Source organism: Mesorhizobium sp. WSM4814 (genome assembly GCF_055811595.1).
Genome location: NZ_JBVVQT010000021.1, coordinates 40,716 through 59,422, shown reverse-complemented (window position 1 = coordinate 59,422; position 18,707 = coordinate 40,716). Strand labels below are relative to the sequence as shown.

The following is an 18,707-nucleotide window of genomic DNA, read 5'->3' as shown; positions in this document are numbered from 1 at the left end:
GTTCTCCCCTAGTACCGGCGGCGAAACAGATTGCGGCGCTCGTAAACGGCGACCGCTTCGTCGATCAGCGCCGCGATGGCGTGGGCGCCGTATTCGCGACGCAGCAGCTCGGCGCGCTCTTTCAGCAGTTGGGCTTCGGGAATCCGGCCCGGCCGCAACATTTCATAGGTGTCCAGGATGAGGTCTTGCGGGACGGAGACGAGGTCGGCGGCGCGTTCGAGATTGAGCGCAAGCCGGTCGCGGCCCGCATCGCGGGCGATCGATGCCTGAAGTCTGAGCACGCCGGCCGAAATCCGGATGTCTTCGGCACCGATCCGTTCCGAAGTCACTGCGTCGAGCGTCAAGTCGGCAAGCGGCATGCCTGACGCCGACACCGCCTGATCGGGCGCATTCTCGGAGATGGGATAGAGGTCGAGAGGGGATGTCACGGTCGAAACCCTCCTTGTCCGATTGCAAACGTGACATCGAGCGGAGGGGCATCCGGCACTACCAGCCCAATCTCTATCGCGTAGAGCATGGCGACGCGCACATGGTAGCGGGCGCCGAGCGCCTGACCTTCGGTCGGCACGATGACGGGTTCCGGCACGAGCCCCAGCGCGTGGAGCGCGGCGTTGCGGCCCATTGCGCGGTAGTGGTCGAGCGTCGTGATCGGTGCATTCGAAAACAGTTCGATGTTCATGTGCGGCAGCCGGTCGGCGCGGTGGATGACTGCGGTGCCCTTGGCCTGGATGCCGATGGCATAACCCGAGCCGGAGAGGCGCGCCGCGGTGAGGCCGAGGAAGGACGTGTCGGCGGTATGTCGGATGCGAACGAGGCGCGGCACGCCGCCGCCCTCGCTCACACCATCGGTCAGGGCCAGCACCACGTCGATCAAGTCGTGGCCGGCGGTCGTTTGCGTGAGCTCGTTGCCGAATGCGGGGCTGAGGCCAATCACCACCTCGCGCGGATCCGTGCCTTTGCCGGCCTCGCCGCCTGGAATCAGCCATGGCTCCGAGGTCGGGTCGACGCGACGCTCGCTCTCCAGCACCTTCTCGCGTGTCTGAACGTCGCGCACGCCTCGGACCGCTTCCCATCTAGCTTCGGACATCCGATATCCGCTGCCCGGTCCCCGGTAGTCGTTGGGATCGTTGAGCGCGCTGATGACCTTGCCGTCGCGCAGGATGGCCGACGTCTGCAGATAGTCGCCGGAGATGCGCTGGCGAAGCATCAGCAATAGGTTCTCGGCCTCGCGCCCGAAGCCCCGTTTGTGCAGCGCCCGCACCACATCCACCGCTGTTAGTCCGCGATCGCGAATCGCTTCGCTGATGCGCGTGACATCGCCGGTCGAGAAGGTTTCGGTATCGAGCGAGCCCGAGGCGGCGGCAACGGAGAGCATCCAGGCTTCCGGCACTTCGGCGAGGCCAAGCTCCTGGAAGACGGCGGCCAGCGCCTTGATCCCTTGCATGCGGAGCTCGCGGATATTGCTCTCCTCTATGGGTGTCAGCCCACCATCCGCCTCGAGGTCACGCTGCAGAGCGAGGAAGTCCTCGACGTCCTCGCCGTTGAACAGGGATGGGTTGAACGAATTGTCGTATTTGCGGATCGATCCCATGCCGGAACACAACAGGTCGGAGCCGGCCATGAGGAAGGGCGTGATCTTGGCGCCAACCCGGATCTCGGACTCGCTGACGCGGGTGTCGTTGCCGGAGGCGCATTCAAGGCCGAGCCAGACGGCGATGAGGTTTTCGGCCATGAGCTCGCGCATGCCCCCCGCCATCGAGACGGTCAACGGCGCGCCGTCGATGCCGCCGTTCTGCGTTCCCTGTACGCCCATGGCGCGCTGCAGGCAGAGGCAACGGGCTTCCAGGTAGAGAACGGACTGATGTTCGTGAAACCCCATCAGCAGCTCGGAGGATGCGCCAGACGTGCAGCGTGCCTTGATGCCGCGCGAGGCGTAGGCGGCGGTGAGGAAAGCCTTGGACCAGGGTGTGTCGTCGCCATCGACGAACGCAGCTTCCGTGCCATAAACCGATACCGTCTCGGCATAGGAAGTGAAGCCAGCCATGCCGATGCGCAGCTCTTCCGCTTCCTCGATCGAGCACTGGAACAGCACGCCGCCACGCCCAACCGACGCGCCGACGGCGCAGGCGACGGCGTTGGCCCAGGAGTTCGACGCAACGCGCATCGTCGTCTCGATCTCGTCGAAGCCGAGCGCCACGGCAACGGCGGCGTCTGCTGCAAGCTGCAGAGGATCATCCTTAGCGTTGGTGACGTGCGCCTGGTTTCCCGGCGTGCGGCGCTGCCGCATTTTGGAATAGGCGAAGGTGATCTCCAGTGACGACAAGTGCGACACGACGGAAGCCAGCTTCGCCGGCGTCATGCCGCGAGCCAGCCGCTCGAGCCTTTCGCGCGGCACGTTGATGTCGACCAGCATGCGGGCGACTTCGCCCGAATCGATCGCCATCGCCTCGTCGATTACGTCGAGATCGAGATGATGTGCGGCGATGAAGGAATCGAGGATGTCGAAGTCGGCTTCCGGCTTACCGTCGATCTCGACCACGCGTCCGTTCTCGACTCGCGCCGACGGCGCGGGGTCCCACGGGCTGTGAAAGGTGGCAAAGCCCGCTTCCGGATCCTCCGCGGCAAAGCGGTCGTGCCGCAGCGGCCGCGTGTCCCATTCGTCGAAGCGGCGCCAGCGCGGGGGCGAAGTCATTGCGTCCCTCCCATATGTCGAGCGCTCAGAACCATCGCAGCCACACAAGCTGGATGAGGATGAGCACGATCACGTCCCAAAAGATCACCTCGCCGATCGTGAACCAGCGCTTCATGCGGTTGACGCGCCAGAAGCCGAGCCAGACGATCGCTGTCAGGATGAGCGGGACAAAGCTGGCGGCGGTCACTCGACCCTCTTTCCCGTGGCGGCGTCGAAATAGTGCAGCGCCTGCTTCGGGAAGGAGACGCTCACCGGCTGTCCCGGCTCGATCGCATCGCAATTCGTCTGCGTCCGCAGCGTGATTGCCTGCCCGCCCGCGTTTTGGAAGACCAGCAGCGTGTCGGGTTCGATCGCTTCTTTCACGTCCACGGTGAGCGTCATGGCTGCCGGTGCATTCGACGCCATGAATTCGATCTGCTCCGGCCGGATGCCGAGCGTGACCGGCCCGTCGGGGCGATCGACCGCGCAAGCCACCGCGCCAGCCTTGAATATGCCGCCTTTGACCACTCCGCCGATCGTGTTCATCGCCGGGCGGCCCATGAACTCGGCGACGAAGCGGTTGGCGGGCCGGCGGTAGATCGTCTTCGGCTCGTCGAACTGCACCAGCCGGCCCTCCTTCAGCACGGCGATGCGCGTCGCCAGCGTCATCGCCTCCTCCTGGTCGTGCGTGACGAAGACGAAGGTTTTGTCGAGCTTGCGATGCAGGCGGTTGAGCTCGGTGCGCATATGCAGGCGCAGCAGCGCGTCCAAGTTGGAAAGCGGTTCGTCCATGAGGCAGATCGCCGGTTGCCAGACCAGCGCGCGCGCTACGGCGACACGTTGCGCCTGGCCGCCGGAGAGCTGCGCCGGCTTGCGCTGCAGATAGTGGGCGATGCGCAGAAGCTCGGCCATGTCCTTCACCGAACGCTCGATTTCCGCGGCGGCCACTTTGCGGATACGCAGGGGATAGGCGATGTTCTCGAAGACGGTCTTGTGGCTGTAGAGTGCGTAGTTCTGGAACACCATGCCGATGCCGCGGAAGCGCGGCGGCACGTTGGTCACGTCCCTACCTTCGATCTCGATGCGGCCGCTCGACGGCTGCTCCAGCCCGGCGAGCAGGCGGCACGCAGTTGTTTTGCCAGAGCCCGAGGGCCCAAGCAGCACGATGAATTCGCCGAGATCGAAGTCGAGATCGAGCCGATCGAGCGCGACGGTGCCGTCCGCAAACCGCTTCGTCACTTCCTTGAACGAGACTGCCATTGGATGATCCGCTGGTCCTTAGCCCTTCACCGCGCCGAAGGTCAGGCCGCGCACGAGGTGCCTCTGGACGAGAAATGTGAAGACGATGATCGGCAGGGTGGCGACCACTGCCACCGCGGCGACCTGCCCCCACAGGGTGCCGTGTGGCGTGATCAGGCCGGGAATGCCGACCGTCAGCGGCCGCCCCTCGAACGCCACGAGGATGAAGGCGTAGAGGAACTCGTTCCACGACATGATGAAGCAGAGCACCGCCGTTGCCGCGAGTCCGGGCGCGGCCAGCGGCACGATGACGCGCACGAATGCTCCGAGCTTCGAGCGCCCGTCCATCATCGCCGCCTCGTCGATCTCCTTCGGTATCTCGGCGAAGAAGCCGCGCATCATCCAGACGACCAGCGACAGATTGAAGCTCGTATGGGCAATCACCACGGCGTAGATCGTGTCGGTCAGGCCGATTGTCGTGAAGAACAGGAAGAGCGGCACCGCGATCGCGATCGGCGGCGCCATGCGCGTCGTCAGGAAGAAGAAAAACAGGTCTTCCTTGCCGGCGAAATCCGTGCGCGCGAACACATAGGCGGCCGGCGCGCCGATCAGGATCGACAGCGCAGTCGATCCCAGAGAGATGACCAGCGAATTGAAGACGAGGGGGAGATATTCCTTCTCGATGAAAACCGCCGGATAATTGGCGAAGGTCGGCATGAAGAACCAGGTCGGCTGCGTCGAGAGGATATCGAGGCGGCCCTTGAAGGACGTCAGCAAGATCCAGACGTACGGCGTGAGCGCAAGCACCAGTACGCAGGCGAGGATTCCGATCGCGAGGATCTTCCAGGATTTGCTCATGGCCGAGCCTCTTGGTCCGCCGACTTCCAGTACACGGCCTTGTAAAAGACCGAGCACATGATCAGCACGACCAGGTAGACCATGAACGAGACCGCGGCGCCGTAGCCGAGGTTCCAGGTCTTGAAGTTGACGCGGTAGGCGTAGATCGAGAGCAGTTCCGAAACGGTACCGGGGCCGCCGCCGGTCATGATGAAGACCTTGTCGAACTCTTTGAAGGCATCGATGCCGCGCAGCAGAAGCACCAACGCGATGATCGGGCGCATCAGCGGCAATAGGATGTCGGTGAACTGCCGCCACGGCCCGGCACCGTCCATTGTCGCTGCCTCGAAGGGCGAGCGCGGCAAGCTCATCAGCCCGGCCAGGATGATCAGCGTCACGAAAGGCGTCCACTGCCAGACGTCGATGGCGATGATGGTGGGCATGACGAGGCCGGGCGACGAGAAGACGGCGCTGGATTGCGACAGCAGGCCAACGGCCCGCAGATAATGCGTCGCCATGCCGAAGTCGCCCTGCAGCAGCAGGCGCCAGATCAGCCCGACAGCGACAGGAGCTAGCATCATCGGCACCAGCAGCAGCGTCGTCAGCAGGCGCTGCCGCTCGATGTAGCGCCAGATCAGCCATGCCAGCACGAAGCCGAGCAGGAACTCGATCGACACCGCGACCAGGACGAAGCGGATGGTACGCCAGAAGGAGCCCCAGAAGATTGCATCCTCACGCACAAGCCTGCGAAAATTGTCGAAGCCGATGAATACGCCCTTCTGGTCCGGATTGGCGAAACTCAGGTCGGTCATGGCCGTGTAGACCATGTAATAAAAAGGCCCCACGAGGAAGACGAGGACGAGCAGCGCCGCCGGCAGGATCAGGGGCATAGATGCGCCGCGGTCGAGCAGGAACTGTCCGCGCGAAGATCGAGTGCCTTTGGTCATGATATGCCCGGCGTTCTCCCGGGGGTTGTCCCCACGGGATTAGGATAGCAGCCCTCACTGCACCGGATATTTCATCGGTGCGCAGGCCCCGAGCAGCGCCGAGATCTCCTTGGCCGACTCATCGAGCGCCGCCTTTGCTTCCTTCTCGCCGGCGAGATAGGAGGACAATTCGCGGACCAGGATGTCGGTCATCTCGCTCGCCTGCGGGATGGTAGGCTTCGGCTTGGCCACCTCATTGGACGCCATCGATGCCTTGGCATACGGCAGCTTCTGCACCTCGGCGGATGCATAAACATCTGGCCTTGCGGAAGCGCCGCCATTCAGATGTTGGCTGAGCTGCTGTTCGTACTCCAGCATCCACTGGATGAAGAGGTATGCGGCCTCCTTGTTCTTGGACGCCGTTGGAATGAGGTATGACCAGCCCTCCACCTGAGCGACCTTGCCGCCTTCCCCCTGCGGCACGATGTCGAAACCCATCTTGCCGACGACCGTCGACACATTCTCATCGACGGCGACGGCGTAGGTCGCGTCGTTCCACATGATGAGCTCGGCGACCTTGCCCTGCTGCATCAACGCCATGACGTCGTCCCAGAAGTAGTTGAGCGTGTCCGGTGGCGAGAAGGCCATCAGGCTCTTGTAGTATTCAGTAGCGGTAATGGCCTGTGGGCTGTTGACGATGACCGGGCCGCATTCGGAGCCCGACTTCACCTCCAACATGTCGCCGCCGAAGGAGTAGAGGAAGTTCAGCCACTCGTACCACAGCGCTTCGTGGCGCTTGCCCTGAAGTGCGGTGCCGTAGAGACCCTGGTCAGGGCGGTTGAACCATTCGGCGATGTCGCGATACTGCTTCCAGTCCTGCGCCGGGCCGAGGTCGTAGCCGTACTTGGCCTTAAAGCCGTCCATCTCCTTGGCGTCGGTCAGGAGATCGGACCGATACCAAGCGTACATTGTGAGCGCGGTGAACGGGAAGCCATAGGCCTTACCCCCGTACCAAGAGATTTCCTTCCAGAGACCTTGGTACAGCTGTTTCTCCGGCTTGAACTCGGGGTCGCGCAGCGTCGCCGAGGTCATAAACTGCTCGATCGGCTCGACATGGCCGTTGGTGACGAACTTGCCGACATTGCGGTGCTGCTGGAGGATAAAGTCGTAGCGGCCGCGCTTTGAGTTGAGGTCGAGCATCACCTTGCTGGCGGTCTCGGACGCCTCATACATCTCGATCTCGACCGTGATGCCGGTGCGCTTCTCGAACTCGGGCGCCAGCTTCTTCATCGCCTCGAGCGGTGGCAGCGCCTCGCCGATAGTGCGGATCGTGGCGCCCTTATACGGCGCCGCCGCTTCCTCCAGCGTCCAGGCACCGGCCTGTCCGGCAATGCCGAGCGCCGCGAATGCCGCGAGCGCCGGCGCCGTTATCAGCATGCGTAGGCGTGAACTATCTTCAAACATCGAGATTCCCCTTTGGATGATTATCGTTGCGGTGCTTTCCAACTTGGCTGGGCTTGAACGCTGGTCCGCCGGGGGATCGGGCCGTGCCCGGGCCGCCCGTGAGATCTGTGGCGTGTTGGCGGCGATCCGCCATTCAAGTCCTCCACCACTGCGCGCGGAATCGCTCGACTTGTCCGAGAGGCCTCAGTCCGCAAGACCGCAGGGCGTCAGTATATGCTATCGACGCCTGCCTGCGTAGCACTTGGTACAAAGAAGGCATATTCCACAAACTAGAGAAAGCCTATAAGAGCATGCCGATCATGGGATATTTCCCTTACAGTGTAATCCAAAACGCATATGCCTTTCGGGATAGGAGCGACGGTGAGGGACGAAGCCTCTGAGACAGCGTCAGGCAGGCGACTGCTGTCGCATCCCGAATGGTTCGACGCCCTCGGCAAACTTCTCTGCAGGTGGGATCGCACCAGTTCCCCGACGCGTTCGCCAAAACCATCCATCGTCTCGCACCATTCGACTACACGGTGAGTTTCGCCTATAGCGGCCCGGGCAAGCCGCTGTGCGTCCACCACACATTCGCCCCGAAGCAGTTCGACATCCACGTTCGGGAATACGAGATCGGGCCTTACCTACTCGATCCGTTCTATAAGGCGACGGCGAACGGCACGCGGTCGGGAGTTTACCGGCTGTCCGACCTTGCGCCCGACCAGTTCTACAAGAGCGAATACTACAAGTCCTATTATGTGCAGACCGGACCGGTCGACGAGATCGCCTTTTTCACCCCCGGCAAGGACGGGTGGACCGTAGCGACGTCGCTGATGCGCGCGCCCAGCCGCCAGAATTTCACCGCGCACGACCTGCGCACACTGCGTATCGTCGAGCCCTTGGTCCGGCGTATCGTTGAGATGCACTGGCGCACCGACGAAAGGCTCAAGACCGCGACGCCGGTTGAAGACGACAAGGCAGTGATGCGGCGCACCGTGCAGGATGCATTGGAGGCACGCGGCATGCCGCCGCTGACGCCACGAGAACTGCAGGTCGTCGGCCTCGTTCTTGAAGGTCACTCCTCCGAGTCGACCGACAACCTGCTGGGCATCTCAGCCGGAACGGTCCGCATCCACCGCAAGAATATCTATGCCAAGATGCGCATATCCTCTCAGCGCGAACTATTTGCAATCTTCATCAAGGCGCCGGCGACCACCTCTTGGCCGGTCAAGTCTGGGTAGGCTGGTGCGGCTGGCGCCGCTATTTCGCGGCCGATCGATGAGCCAGGAAAATGGATGCTCCAACATCCGCTCTTGGATGAAGGGAACGTTGGCCTCTGCTGGCGGAATGGGCGCTTTCGTACGACGGCCTTGCGGCACTAGCAGACGGACGGGGCCGTCAGCTGACGGGCGGCTTTCGGGAATGAGATGGAGCATAGTATCCGTTCACGCATCAGAGTCGCCCGACGACGACTTATGGCCCTGAGCGGATCTGACCCATCGACGCTGCCCGTGCCCCGCGGTTAACCCCCGGCCCGGATCACCTCGTCCACCTCCTTGAGGTCGACGCCTGCCGCGCGAGTGGAGCTTAGCCAAGACGGGCCCGGTGACCTCGTGGCAGTGCGGTCGTTTCATATTGGGGCCCTGGTGGGAACGTCGCGAGGTCGTCTTCCACTGGCCGGGGGGCACTTCACCCCTTCTTTTTCTTTTGTGCTGGCGGCGTCTTGGCAGCCGGCGCTGCCTTCTTCTCTTCAGTGGCGCAACCCTCGGCCTTCGTCAGCGTCAGCTTGATCGTGCCGCTATCGCCGAACACGCCAACCGGCGTGGTGATCTTCCACGCCCCGGTGAGCGCCATCGCGCCTCCGCCACCATCGAGCGAGACCATGTAGTTGCCGGCACCCGACCAGGGCACGCCGGCGGCCAGGCCGCCAACCGTGAAACTGCCGCCGTCGCCTTTGGGGGCTAACGAAAAGAGGATCCCCGCCGATGCCCCGGTGCCTGGCAATTCGAATGGCTTGGTCAGGTCGCACACTGTGTGATCGATGGTCAGATCATCGTATCCGCCCTTCGCTCGATAGGCCGTCTTCTTGCAAAGCTTGTCGAACAGACTCCTGGCTATCGCCTCGGCCGCCTCCGCCACCTTGTCCTCGCCGAGAAATCCCTTGTCGTCGGAAATCAATTTCCCGTCGCCATCGGTGACCTGCATGATCCAGGTCACGTCGCCGTCACCGATGCCGACCACGCCGTCGATGAACGTATCGACGCGCAGCTCCTCGATCACGAGGTTCCTTGGGGCATAACCTTCATCCATGAGCTTCTTTTCGGCGGCGCGAGCCTCGGTTATCGTGCTGCCGACATCGACGATGACGGCCTCGCAGCTTCCTTCGGCCTGCGCTTTCTCGACCAGCATTGCGAGTTCGGAGCCGACCAGATGCTGCATCTGTCTGGCAAGCAGTTCGGAGGCCGGGTTGGCGGGCAACACCTCACGTACAGCAATGCGCTGCTCGGCGACGGCTGGCATCGCGCCAAGCGACAGGGCCACCGCCAGGAAAGCGGAACGGATACCAACGGGATACATCGGCTTCTCCACCAAAACGGGGGCGACGCCATGTCCCCGGCAACCAATTATGTATCATGTTGGTCGATGATGGCGTTCTCTAACGTTGAGAGCTTTGGCTGCCTCGACCAGATCGCGGTACTTCGATGTCCAGTCGAGACCGCGGCGGGTGAAAATCCGCGCACTGCCGGCGTCGATGATGATCTGGCAGCGGTAGCCGTCGAATTGTCTCATGCATCCAGTCGTCATCTTGGGGCGACCAAGGTAGGCATCATCGGAGGAATAAATTGTAGCCGGCCAGCACCGGTAGTCACTCGTTTGCGCACAGGTTCGAGTCTAGGCTCATCCGATTCGATGGCTAGGAGAACGGACCATGATCTTTTTACTAAATTAGCAATGATGCATGTAGTGGCATACATTTCGCCCAGCCGGCGACCCCAACGCCCCCCCGCCCGCCGGCTAGGCGCGGCGGCCCGATAGCCACCCGATAGACTGTCGGGCCGTCCCTAGCAAAATTCGCACCCTGAGCCGAGGTAGAGCCAATACGCAATGAGTATGCAGCTAAGGGATTTCGTCCCGACTGGCCTTACCGATCGCCCCAAGCAATGAAGCGAGGGTTGGCGTCAGTTCTGGTTCGACCTTCAGCCCAAACAGCTTGTTCACGTGGCGACGATTGTCTTCGGTACCGATCAACTCCCGAACGGCCTCGGCAAGGGTCTTATGCCCGTCTCTGTCGCGCTTTGCCATCTGCAGGAGTTCCGACTGGGCCGCAACTCGCGGGTCACGGAATGGTTCCGTTAGAGATCAGGAATGTTTGGCACCTCAGTGCAGCTGATGTTCTCGTCAGCCAATTCTATCCTCGCCGCTCAAGCTCCTCCTGAAGCTCCACCATCAACGCGAGAAGCCTCGGTGGCAAAATTTGCTGGTCGTCCAATCTTAGTAGACCGCGTAGCTTTCGGCGATAGTCTTCCGACCTGATCAGCTCTCGGAAGGCATAGTTCTCTTTGATTGCTGGAGAGTTCCGCAAAGGGTCGAAATGTTTGCCGCAAACAATTCATAGAAGAACGACACGATTCAGCACTTCCGAAGCATAGACGTCTTCCCGAGCCGGGTGTGACTGCCGAGGGTTCTGGATAAGGATCTCTGCCGATCCGACATCCATCGCGTCAGCGAGTGAGAGTTGATAAACACCAAGAAGAACCAGAAGAAAATGCGGCTAGCTGCCAAATGGAAATAGATCTGATAAGCGTTTGTTACGATGAGACGGACACTCCTGTTAAGATTAACTGGACTAGTTAATTTCCAACTCTTTTGGGGCCTGATTCAAGCTCGACCGCACCATTCGGAGCCCGCTAGAGCTCTATATTAAGACCGATGGAAGGATTCTCAGGGTCCCCGGGTCCGATTTTTGAAATCTCTGGTGAATCCGATGGATGCACGGAATTCAGCGTGATCCCCGTGAGAGGCGGTGGGTAAAGCTGCTTATTGCAGCCGCACCACGAAAATCCTCGGAGGCAATGCTTAAGAAGGTGACGCGGCGCGCGCAGCCGGTGGTGCGAGCGTGGGGCGTTCAGAAATCGGCGAAGATCCACGGGCTGGGCGCGACCCAGTGCAGGCGGAGGCCGAGCTGCGGCGGTGGCTGCATGGGGCTGGTGCGTTCGACTGCCGTGCCTGGGCCGAGGCCGAGCTCCTGATCTGGTTCGTGCGGCTGGGAATCTGGCCGTTGGATATGGGCCGCACCCTCGACCCTGCAGAGCTTGGCATCGCCGAGACGGAGATTGAGGCGGAAGCGCAGAAGGAGCGTGGGGAGCGAGCGCTGCGAGACAGCGAGGCGCGGTCGGTGCGCCTGAATGGTAAGCTGCGTGATCCGCTGGCGGTCGACTGGCTGAAGCTGTCCGAGGAAATCACCCAAGGCCTGTCTAAGAAGTTGCTGAGCGGGCCGTTTGCCGACCTCGCACCGCGAGGAGGCGCGCAAGAGGCGTCGCAGCTCTGCAAGCCGAGGGCGCTAGCCCATTCAACGGTCGCGAGGCAACGATGCTCTCGGTTACGACTTCTGCGTCAGCTTCAACAAGCAGACTTGGGACATTGATGTAAAGACAAGTACCGAGGACCCTGTCAATTCGAGCTGGGGGAGACGGAGGTTCGCCGTGCGCGCGATGCTGCGCGGTCAAGATCGGCCGAGCGGTATGTGGTCGCCTACGTCGAAATGTCGGACAGACCGGCGCGACAAAAATCGACATTCTCCCAAATCCGCTCGGATCGGACGCTGATGGCGGTCTCAACATCGCCGGCGACAGCATCCGCTATGCGGCCGGCGCGGCTAAGAGCGTCGTCCTGGCGGACGATAGCGCCCCTTGAGGCAGCAGCGGCCGTGACGCAGCACATAACTGTTCGCCGGCACTAACCCCTAAAGGTGAGGCCCCAGTAGGCCAGCGCGGCTCGTACCTGCTCGCGCGGATAATGCAGGCCCGCAGACTCGAGATTTCGGCGGATCGCCGCCAGACGGCGGTCAGCGGCGTGCGCGATTCCGCTGTCTAAAGGTACGGTGCCGGGGGGAGCTGCATCCCGCGAAGCCCTCGGCCAACTCTTCGGATATGCGGGATCCTTGATCACAGCTTTAAGATCGACCGGGGCTAGCTCTTCGTGGTCGCAGCGCCAGTCATAGGTGAAGAAGGCGCACGCTCGCAGCATGGCTTTCACTTCGGGCATCACGTCCGTGAACGCCTTAAGCGGCGTCGGGAGCAGGACCATATTGGCGACGCACGAGAAGAACCGAGCGTCCTGCACCACTACATTCGTTGATCCATATGCCGCGTCATCGATGCCCCAGATGTGGCAACAGGACCAGTTTGGGCGATCGTCCTTGCGCAGCCCGAGCGCCTGCGTCAGGGCCTGGTTGGCGTAAAGATTCCCCTCTTGCTTGTGCACCTTGTTCCCGGTCTGCCGATTGGTGTTGAACCGGGGTTCGGACCAATTCCTGTTGTAGAAGAGGCCGCGACGAGCGTGTTCCGGATACCAGACGGGAAGCTTGCGGAAAGTGTCGGCGGCAACCCAGCGAGCCGTTCGCTCTATAAGTCCCACTATATCAGAGAGGCTGAGCTCAGCCCGTAGTGCATCGAGGCCGTCAGGAAGTTCTTGTTTCATCGGAAATCAGTAACTCGATGTGGCTGGCGAGCATGGATATGAGGCGCCGGACCATGCTTCCTCCGCGTAGGCGCGAGCAAATAGCACGAACTGTTTCATCGCGCCAACACCTTGGGATCCGCGGTTGGACCGCGCTCAATTCTGATCTTCTGGTAGTCACACACTTCTCGACGACCTGTTGGGAATAGGGTGCAGATAACATCCTGGCGTTGTCTCGAGCGGCGTCCGCTATCTTGTGCGCTCGCGTGGAAGCAGTTGGCGGCAGTCGGTCTCGAAGTTCCGGGCGGCAATGCGCCCATAGCAGACATCAGCCCCCACCTCTCGCCTGTCGTTCCAACGCCGCGCCAAGGTCCCGGCTTCGGACGTACGGCTCTGTCCTGGTGTGGATCTCGAACGACCCGTCGCGAGCATAGAGCTGCTTGGTCGCATATCGAGCAATGCTCGTATTCAGTGCGGCGACCTGGTCGCGGCGATGATCTCGCTGCGCAGGCTGTTTGACGAAGAGCCCGACCAAGGCGAGCTCAGGCGAGATCGTGAACATAACGATCGTATTTTGGAGGCCGAACCCCGGCGAGTAGGGCCTCGGCTTTCCGTCAGCCCAACTTAGGATTACCGGATCGTCGGACGTCGCATAGGTGTAGCCAGGTTCGGCCGAGACGAAAGACCAGCTCCTGCGAGCCAGCTGTTCGAGGGCCGGCTGGACCGCCTGGAGCTCCAATCCGATTAGGTAGGTCTGATCGATCGCGATCTCGTATCCGCCACGATCAATGGAAGCCTTCATATCCTCGTAGTTGATGTCATCCCGGATCGGGACGCCGTTCTCTCGAGCCTGCTTCACCGAGTCCTCGAACCGATCCTTGTGTTTCAGCATCATACCCATCATGCCGTTGACGATCTTGGGATGAAATTCTTCGTTCATCGACCTGAAGCGTGGATTGCGCACGGCCACATTCGCCATCAGCAGCATGACCGGGGAAAATGGGCGTCAGAAGGGAAGCCCTTGGCGGCGATCGCCTCGGCGAGATGCCCTGAGATTTCATCCTCGATCTCAGCCATCCCGTCTTCGATGTGATTGGGGTCGAAGCCCTTGACATCGATGCGGAAGAAGTGGCGCCGGCTGCCAACGTTCCGGACCAAGGTCTCGAACGACTTTCTCGTCGACTGATCGTAGCAGAAGACCTTGGCTTTCCGCTTGTCACAGCCAACGCTGAAATTTCGCAGATAAAACTGAGGGATGAAGTGGTGATTTGCCTTCTCTGCCATTATTGCCCGTAATATTTGCAGACCGATCGCTGCCGATATCGCGCCGAGGATCTGGACGACGAACGGCTCTGGTTCTTTGTGGTAGGTGACTTAGCCGCCCAGATCAGGCCGATCGTTAGGAACGTGTGCTCTCGAAGACCGATGTCCAGCTGCTCTCGCGTTAGACTGGGGGCACCCTCATCACGAGCATAGAGTGCCGTATCTCGCAAGCTCGCGCGCTTGTGAAAATACTCCAACATGGTTCGGATATCCGGGAATCGGCTGACGAAGGCATTATTGGCAGAGGCGGGAGACGGGTTCTCCCCGTCCTCATTGAAGGAGAACAGCCGAAGCCCCAGCGGATATCCGGCCGTGTCGTTCATTACGCTGTCGGACCGGCGCAATCGAGCCTTACACAACTGTATGTGCGGCCCCTTCGTTCTGACGTTGGTTTGGCAATCGCGTCTACGGAGCCTTCACAACCTTCCGTCCGGGACTGACCTATGTCGGCTTCCGGTTCGGTTGTTGAAGACGTAGGTTCAAGTTGGACACGAACAAACCAAGCAGGAAAATATGGGATCCTCAGGCGGTCGTCCACACCTAGCTACTGACGCCGTCTGTTTATTCACGCATCCGAAATGGAGGGTTCCGTCGGCCAAACTTGTCGGCGCCGTCGTGCCAGCCGGCCCAGTCTATGACAATCGGAACATCCGGAGCGTGGGTGTCAAATACATGGATCTGCCAGCTAGGGTGCAGCCGCTGAAAATGCTCAGCATGCAGTGCAGCGTCTTTGGCACCATCGAGCGTCACATGCACACCGCCAGGAAACCAAAACTTACCGGTAGGCCAGTATCGTACGTGGTCCGCTGACCAATCGAGCCACAGGCTTTTCTCAACAAGACCCATCATTGCGTTCTCGGTAGGGCGAAGCGCCAGCACAACGGCGCCACATCGTTGATTTTCTTTGTCTCGCTCCAATGAAGCGCTCCCGCAGCTTCGTACCGTTCAAACTGTCGCTGGAGCCAAAACATCCCTGCCGGTGGCCGCCCTAGGAAGCGCCAGTCAATCGTCTTGGCCAGCTTCACCCAGCGCATGATCCATATTGAGGATGTGGTCGAGCCGGGATCGCAACAGGTCCGTCTGGCCGCTCTCGCGCCGTTCCTTCAGTCGCATCGCTTTCGCTTCCCTCGCAGCTTCGTCATCGCCTCGAATCACGCAGAACAAGCCCATCCAGTTTGCCGGAAATCGCAGCCTCTAGCCACGAAATTCGGCAATCTGAAACCCGGAGTCAGGGGAAATCGTAAAACGGAATCAAAGCATTCCGAGTTCTTCACGGACGACGCAGTAGCCAGCGACGGGTTTGTTCGGGAGAACGCACGGCAGCTCAAGTTCAAGTCTGAATCGACCGGTTTTGAAGAGTAATCGTTCTATTCGGCCATTCGACATGCCAACGCTTTGCTTGTAACAGAATCTGTGATAGTCGAGTCATTGACTGTGGCTAAGTTGATTAGCAAAATCAGCAGGTTATGGTGCCACCAAATTTAGAGGTTCGAGTCCTCTTCTGGGCACCATCATCTTGTAAGCTCTTGATTTCCTGGAAACCATAGGTTTCCGGGTCATCGGCTGCTACACAAAGCAGTCGCCTTGCGAATGACCTCACCCAACAAGGCGTCCTGATACGCCCCCTGGTTCTTAAGGCGCATGCCTGCGGACATCTCTGAGGTTGTCGCGCGGCGGCCGTGTTTGAGCATCTTCCCATACGGAATGTCATCGAGTAGCGTGCAGGGGCGGCATGTGACGGCGCTCTCCTTGGCGAATGCACTGCTGCACCTTCAGCAGTTGCCGTCAGACCATTGGGCTGCTGTCACAACCCGGTGCTTGCCGTGACAGATTATTCCCGTCCCGGTTCTTTTCGGCACCGAAACGAGGGGATAGAAATGCACAACCGATTGCGGCGGTGCCTGCGGAGAATGTCGCTGGCGGCATTGACGATGCTGGCGGTTCCGGTCCACGCGGCTGATCTCGTCATTGCAATGCCGAACTGGCCGTCGGGCCAGGCGACGGCAAACATTCTCAAGGTCAGCCTGAAGCAACATTTCGGGCTCGATGCCGATGTGCGCGAGATGGGGACGCTCATTGCCTTTGCCGGCCTCGATTCGGGCGAGGTGGATATTCATCCCGAAATCTGGCTGCCCAACCTGGACAATCTGGTGAAGAAGTATGTCGACGGCGCCGGCACGGTAGCCATCAGTCCCATCGGTGTGCCGGCATGGCAGGGCATATGCGCCACCCGCGAAACTGCCGACAAATTTGGCATCCGCGACATTTCGGATCTCACCGACCCGCGCAAAACCGCCGCGTTGGACACGGATCGGGACGGACGCGGAGAACTCTGGATTGGCGCCGAGGGTTGGTCCTCGACGGCGATCGAGCGTGTCCGCGCCAACAGCTATGGCTACGCCGAGACAATGACATTGCTGGAGACGCCGGAGGATGTCGGAATGGCGGCTGTCGATGCCGCGGTTGCCACGGCTCATCCGATGGTGTTTGCCTGCTATGCGCCGCATCACGTGTTTGAACTGCACGAAATTGTCCGGCTTGCCGAGCCGCCTTTTGACCCGGCAAAGTGGAATATCGTGCTGCCTTCCGAGGATCCGCTCTGGGTCTCGAAGTCCAGCGCGCCGGTGTCATGGGATACGGCACATTTCCACATCGCTTACGCCACCTCGCTGCGCAAGAAATATCCTGAGGTGGTCGCGTTCCTGGAACGGGTCGCCCTCAAGCCCGAGGACGCCACCAAGATGAGTTATGCGCTCCAGGTGGAGCGCCAGGATCCTTACGAGTACGCCAAACAATGGGTCGCCGCGCAGGGCGCTCGGGTGCAAGGGTGGGCAAATCCATGACCGGAAAGCTGACGATCGCGGGACGCACCGCTCTCCAGCGGCGCTGCCTGACGGCAATTGTCGCGGTAGCGCTCGGTCTTGTCGCGGTGGCTGCGCTGGCTGCCGGAACCCAGGTTTTCGATCCGAAAACCCGCAAATGGGTGGACTATGACCGCGCCAAGGCGCGCAAATACTATGCCGCGCATAATCAAGTGCCAGAGGCGTTTCGCCCGCAGATGGTCAAGTTCCGCACCGCGGAAGCGCCCGGTACGATCATCATCGACGGCAACCAGCATTTTCTCTACCTTGTGCAGCCGGGCCAGCGCGCCATGCGCTACGGTATTGGCGTCGGCCGGGAAGGCTTTGGATGGGCCGGAATCGTGCGCGTCGGCCGCATGGCGGAATGGCCGACCTGGACGCCGCCGGCCGAAATGGTCGCTCGCGATCCGAATGCTGTCAAACATGCGGGAGGCATGCCGGGAGGGCCCGACAACCCGCTCGGCGCCAGGGCGCTCTATCTGTATGAGCGCGACCAGGACACGATCTACCGGATACACGGTACGCCGGAGCCGTGGACGATCGGGCTCGACGTATCATCAGGCTGCATCCGGATGCGGAACGACGACATCACCGACCTGGCATCGCGCGTCAAGGTTGGGGCCAAGGTCATCGTTCTCATGCAGGGGGCGGCACTTTACAAGGGTGTTTGAAGCCGGGGTGTGTGAAGCCGGGGTGTGTGAAGCGGCATTCGGAGAGGGACAAGCAATGTCGGCAAAACCTGCAGTGAGAACTTCGATCCGGGCAACAGCAATTGGGTTCCTGGCGGGGGCCTTGAGCGCTTGCGTCAGCACGCCGCCGCCGCCGCCTCAGGACCAGATGTCCAGGACCCAGGTCGAGACGGCCCCGGCCGACCTTCAGCTGCTTTGCGCCGACGCAGCCGCCAAGGCGAGCGGTGCCGACAGCAGCAAAATACTTCCGGTTTCGTCGAGCAAGATCGATTCCACAACCTATCGGGTCGAACTCGATGCCAGCGGCAAGAAGACAAGCTGCCTTGTCGATACCGAAGGCAATGTCAAATCCGTTCAGCCCACCTGATCCGCTCTGGTCGAAGGATTTTGCGGCGATCTGACGATTGCCGCGAACGTGGCGTCGGCTTCGGAGGTGACGATTGGTGGCGACCAGCCGCGGCGAGGTTCAGACACTGGGAGAAAAAGCCCGGCCGACGGCAGCGTGTCTCAACCCAGGGGCATCATCGCGATTGGCAGGTTCGGGCATTCGCTGTACCATTCCTGCGCCGGTCGGCGAAATTGCGCGTTCCGGCAAGGGAGAAACGTCCATGTTACGATCAATTTCGCTCGCGGTTTTCCTGGCGGTCGTTCCTGCGGCAGCCTTTGCAAATTCATGCCCGACCATCATGGCCGCGATCGACGCGGCGTTGCCGACCGCGACGCTGGCCGAGGCCGACATGAACAAAGTCAAGGAACTGCGCGCCCAAGGCGAGAAATTGCACGCCGCCGGCGATCATGCAGGGTCGGAGGCTGCGCTCAACCAAGCCAAGTCGATGCTCGGCATATAATTGCGGGCAAGCTATGCTCCCCCTTCTCCCCCTGTGGGAGAAGGTGGCCGAGCGAAGCTCGGTCGGATGAGGGGTGTTCCAGCTTGGCACCACGGTGATCCGTCCAGCACCCCTCAACCGTCTCGGCGCTGCGCGCCGATCCACCTTCTCCCACAAGGGGAGAAGGGAAGCTCTCCACCGGCAGGGCCGCG

Annotated in this window: 21 protein-coding genes; 7 read left to right on the top strand and 14 right to left on the bottom strand. The window is 61.1% G+C overall.

The window, feature by feature from the left end; translation table 11 throughout:
• Positions 1-8: 8 nt before the first annotated feature.
• From AC0L2V_RS25475 to AC0L2V_RS25445, 7 genes are read right to left on the bottom strand one after another with little or no spacing between them, the layout of a single operon-like run.
• Positions 9-428 carry a diol dehydratase small subunit gene (locus tag AC0L2V_RS25475; RefSeq protein ID WP_473511772.1) on the bottom strand — a complete coding sequence of 140 codons (420 nt, stop codon included), beginning with the start codon at positions 426-428 and terminating at the stop codon, positions 9-11.
• Positions 425-2,692 (bottom strand): propanediol/glycerol family dehydratase large subunit, encoded by a 2,268-nt coding sequence (locus tag AC0L2V_RS25470; RefSeq protein WP_473511773.1) that lies wholly within the window; start codon positions 2,690-2,692, stop codon positions 425-427. The genes AC0L2V_RS25475 and AC0L2V_RS25470 overlap by 4 nt, the downstream gene beginning before the upstream one ends.
• A gap of 25 nt (positions 2,693-2,717) precedes the next feature.
• A complete protein-coding gene (locus tag AC0L2V_RS25465) occupies positions 2,718-2,879 on the bottom strand; it encodes a hypothetical protein (protein ID WP_473511774.1) in 162 nt (53 codons plus the stop codon).
• On the bottom strand, positions 2,876-3,931 hold the full coding sequence (locus AC0L2V_RS25460) for an ABC transporter ATP-binding protein (RefSeq protein WP_473511776.1): 1,056 nt from the start codon (positions 3,929-3,931) through the stop codon (positions 2,876-2,878). Before AC0L2V_RS25460 ends, AC0L2V_RS25465 begins: the two co-directional genes overlap by 4 nt.
• A gap of 18 nt (positions 3,932-3,949) precedes the next feature.
• The gene (locus AC0L2V_RS25455) at positions 3,950-4,768 is read right to left on the bottom strand and encodes a carbohydrate ABC transporter permease (protein ID WP_473521526.1); all 819 of its coding nucleotides are present in this window, start codon (positions 4,766-4,768) and stop codon (positions 3,950-3,952) included.
• Positions 4,765-5,694, bottom strand: coding sequence for a carbohydrate ABC transporter permease (locus AC0L2V_RS25450; protein WP_473511780.1), 930 nt, complete (start codon positions 5,692-5,694; stop codon positions 4,765-4,767). The genes AC0L2V_RS25455 and AC0L2V_RS25450 overlap by 4 nt, the downstream gene beginning before the upstream one ends.
• Positions 5,695-5,748: 54 nt before the next feature.
• Complete coding sequence (locus tag AC0L2V_RS25445) at positions 5,749-7,137, bottom strand: extracellular solute-binding protein (protein WP_473511782.1); 1,389 nt, start codon at positions 7,135-7,137, stop codon at positions 5,749-5,751.
• A 449-nt stretch (positions 7,138-7,586) separates the two neighbouring features.
• Between AC0L2V_RS25445 and AC0L2V_RS25440 the strand changes: the two genes are divergently transcribed.
• A complete protein-coding gene (locus AC0L2V_RS25440) occupies positions 7,587-8,357 on the top strand; it encodes a helix-turn-helix transcriptional regulator (protein WP_473511784.1) in 771 nt (256 codons plus the stop codon).
• A 448-nt stretch (positions 8,358-8,805) separates the two neighbouring features.
• On the opposite strand, the gene AC0L2V_RS25435 is transcribed toward AC0L2V_RS25440, so the two are convergent.
• The 3 genes from AC0L2V_RS25435 to AC0L2V_RS25425 all read right to left on the bottom strand — a co-directional run bounded on the left by AC0L2V_RS25435 (position 8,806) and on the right by AC0L2V_RS25425 (position 10,419).
• On the bottom strand, positions 8,806-9,693 hold the full coding sequence (locus AC0L2V_RS25435; RefSeq protein ID WP_473521525.1) for a hypothetical protein: 888 nt from the start codon (positions 9,691-9,693) through the stop codon (positions 8,806-8,808).
• A gap of 54 nt (positions 9,694-9,747) precedes the next feature.
• Complete coding sequence (locus AC0L2V_RS25430; RefSeq protein ID WP_473511787.1) at positions 9,748-9,906, bottom strand: hypothetical protein; 159 nt, start codon at positions 9,904-9,906, stop codon at positions 9,748-9,750.
• 327 nt (positions 9,907-10,233) lie between these two features.
• Positions 10,234-10,419 carry a hypothetical protein gene (locus AC0L2V_RS25425; protein WP_473511788.1) on the bottom strand — a complete coding sequence of 62 codons (186 nt, stop codon included), beginning with the start codon at positions 10,417-10,419 and terminating at the stop codon, positions 10,234-10,236.
• A gap of 862 nt (positions 10,420-11,281) precedes the next feature.
• Here AC0L2V_RS25425 and AC0L2V_RS25420 point away from each other — a divergent pair.
• Positions 11,282-11,761, top strand: a complete 480-nt coding sequence (locus tag AC0L2V_RS25420) for a hypothetical protein (protein ID WP_473521524.1) — start codon at positions 11,282-11,284, stop codon at positions 11,759-11,761.
• Positions 11,762-12,072: 311 nt separating this feature from the next.
• Here AC0L2V_RS25420 and AC0L2V_RS25415 read toward each other — a convergent pair whose 3' ends face one another.
• The 4 genes from AC0L2V_RS25415 to AC0L2V_RS25400 form a co-directional block, all read right to left on the bottom strand.
• The gene (locus tag AC0L2V_RS25415; RefSeq protein WP_473511792.1) at positions 12,073-12,816 is read right to left on the bottom strand and encodes a hypothetical protein; all 744 of its coding nucleotides are present in this window, start codon (positions 12,814-12,816) and stop codon (positions 12,073-12,075) included.
• A gap of 307 nt (positions 12,817-13,123) precedes the next feature.
• Complete coding sequence (locus tag AC0L2V_RS25410) at positions 13,124-13,774, bottom strand: DUF4238 domain-containing protein (RefSeq protein ID WP_473511793.1); 651 nt, start codon at positions 13,772-13,774, stop codon at positions 13,124-13,126.
• On the bottom strand, positions 13,774-14,079 hold the full coding sequence (locus tag AC0L2V_RS25405; RefSeq protein WP_473511795.1) for a DUF4238 domain-containing protein: 306 nt from the start codon (positions 14,077-14,079) through the stop codon (positions 13,774-13,776). Before AC0L2V_RS25405 ends, AC0L2V_RS25410 begins: the two co-directional genes overlap by 1 nt.
• Before the next feature lie 600 nt (positions 14,080-14,679).
• A complete protein-coding gene (locus tag AC0L2V_RS25400; RefSeq protein WP_473511797.1) occupies positions 14,680-15,036 on the bottom strand; it encodes an SAM domain-containing protein in 357 nt (118 codons plus the stop codon).
• Positions 15,037-15,129: 93 nt separating this feature from the next.
• Between AC0L2V_RS25400 and AC0L2V_RS25395 the strand changes: the two genes are divergently transcribed.
• The 5 genes from AC0L2V_RS25395 (at position 15,130) to AC0L2V_RS25375 (ending at position 18,516) form a co-directional block, all read left to right on the top strand.
• Entirely contained in the window at positions 15,130-15,480 is a 351-nt protein-coding gene (locus tag AC0L2V_RS25395; RefSeq protein ID WP_473521523.1) for a hypothetical protein, read from the top strand.
• A 515-nt stretch (positions 15,481-15,995) separates the two neighbouring features.
• Positions 15,996-16,961: an ABC transporter substrate-binding protein gene (locus AC0L2V_RS25390; protein WP_473521522.1), complete on the top strand. Its 966-nt coding sequence runs from the start codon at positions 15,996-15,998 to the stop codon at positions 16,959-16,961.
• Positions 16,958-17,650 carry a L,D-transpeptidase gene (locus tag AC0L2V_RS25385; RefSeq protein ID WP_287065731.1) on the top strand — a complete coding sequence of 231 codons (693 nt, stop codon included), beginning with the start codon at positions 16,958-16,960 and terminating at the stop codon, positions 17,648-17,650. The genes AC0L2V_RS25390 and AC0L2V_RS25385 overlap by 4 nt, the downstream gene beginning before the upstream one ends.
• 166 nt (positions 17,651-17,816) lie before the next feature.
• Complete coding sequence (locus AC0L2V_RS25380) at positions 17,817-18,035, top strand: hypothetical protein (protein ID WP_036263676.1); 219 nt, start codon at positions 17,817-17,819, stop codon at positions 18,033-18,035.
• A 241-nt stretch (positions 18,036-18,276) separates the two neighbouring features.
• Positions 18,277-18,516 (top strand): hypothetical protein, encoded by a 240-nt coding sequence (locus AC0L2V_RS25375; RefSeq protein WP_023803696.1) that lies wholly within the window; start codon positions 18,277-18,279, stop codon positions 18,514-18,516.
• Positions 18,517-18,707 lie beyond the last annotated feature (191 nt).